Below are 1,441 nucleotides of genomic sequence, written 5' to 3' on the forward strand. Positions count from 1 at the left end.
CACGGTTGAGAATGACGCCCGCGACATTCACCCCTTCGCCAAAATCGCGCAGGCCCGCCGCCACGGCCGCTACAGTGCGGGCCATGCCGCCCGCGTCGATCACCAGCACGACTCGCGCGCCCAGCAGCCGGGCAAGCGCGGCGGTGGAATGCTCGTCGCTGCCTGGGTCGCGTCCGTCGTAGAGGCCCATGACGCCTTCGATCACGCAGACTTCGGCCTGGGCCGCCGCCCGTGCAAAAAGGGTTTGCAGCCGCTCCGGCGCCAGCAGAAAGCTGTCCAAGTTGCGCGTTTCCCGCCCGGCAGCCCGGGTGAGGTGGGTGGGGTCCAGGTAATCGGGGCCGAGTTTAAAGGGCTGCACGCTCAGGCCACGCGCACGCAGGGCGAGACACAGCAGCGCGGCGACGGTGGTTTTGCCGCTGCCAGAGCCCGGAGCGGCGAGGACGAAACGGTTAATATTCAATCCCCGTCTGTCCCCCGATCCCCTGCTCGTAGGCGTGCTTGACCGGCTGAATCTCACTGACCGTATCGGCGAGCGCGATCAGTTCGGGAATGGCGTCGCGGCCCGTGATGATGACGTGTAGCAGCGGGTCACGATTTTTCAGAACGGGTTCCACCTCGGCCCAGGCCACCCAGCCGTACTTGAGCGGGTAGGTGAACTCGTCGAGCACGATCAGGTCGTACTCGCCACTCTCGATGGCTTCACGGGCCAGGGCCCAGCCGTGCGCGGCCAGCTCCGCCGAGTTCTCCAGGTCGCGGGAGCGCCACGTCCAGCCGTCGCCGAGGCCCTGATAGGGAATCTCCAGCATATCCAGCGTGCGGTGCTCACCGAATTTGGCGGTGTCATGCTTGAGAAACTGGAACATCTTGACGCGCAGCCCCCGTCCGTGTGCCCGCAGCATCAGCCCCAGGGCGGCGGTGGTTTTGCCCTTGCCTTTGCCGGTGTTGACGATCAGCAGCCCCCGGCGGCCCTTGCTTATCCCCTCTTTCTTGCGGTAATTGTCGCGCTGCTCGGTGAGTTCGCGCATGGCGGCCTCGCGGCGCTCGCGGGTGGCGTCGTCCATGTCCGGCTTCACTTTGCCTCGGGGTGAATCATCTTGATCAGGGCGCGCAGGGCAACCGGCAAACGCGGACCGGGGCGGCTCAGCGCGTCGCGTTCCTCGTCGGTGGGCTTGTAGACCCATCCGGCTTTCACAGCGTTTAGAGTTGTCCAGCCGCCACGTTTCTTGGCGTCGTCAGGCGTCACGCCGATGATGACCTGCGGGTTGGCCTTGACGATGAGTTCGGGGTCAATCTTGGGAAAGTCGCCCAACTTGGCCGGAATGATGGTCTGACCGCCCGCCTTGGCGATCAGGGTGCCGATGAACGAATTGGGGCCGACGCTGTAAGGCGCGGGGTCCACCTCGTAGTACACGCTGATTTTGGGCAGTTGCCGTACGCTTTG

At 65.2% G+C, this 1,441-nt stretch carries 3 protein-coding genes; all 3 read right to left on the minus strand.

Translation table 11 applies throughout. The features are described 5' to 3' along the window. A partial coding sequence (locus T432_RS08995) for a nucleotide-binding protein (RefSeq protein ID WP_028884787.1) occupies positions 1 to 460 on the minus strand: 460 nt, incomplete at its 3' end. Further along, positions 450 to 1,025 (minus strand): cob(I)yrinic acid a,c-diamide adenosyltransferase, encoded by a 576-nt coding sequence (cobO, locus tag T432_RS09000; RefSeq protein WP_027480392.1) that lies wholly within the window; start codon positions 1,023 to 1,025, stop codon positions 450 to 452. The genes cobO and T432_RS08995, both read right to left, overlap by 11 nt. Positions 1,026 to 1,069: 44 nt before the next feature. Beyond that, positions 1,070 to 1,441, minus strand: a 372-nt coding sequence (locus tag T432_RS09005) for an ABC transporter substrate-binding protein (protein ID WP_028884788.1), incomplete at its 5' end; no start/stop codon positions are given.

The organism is Taylorella asinigenitalis ATCC 700933, from assembly GCF_000687755.1.
GTDB classification, from domain to species: domain Bacteria; phylum Pseudomonadota; class Gammaproteobacteria; order Burkholderiales; family Burkholderiaceae_B; genus Taylorella; species Taylorella asinigenitalis.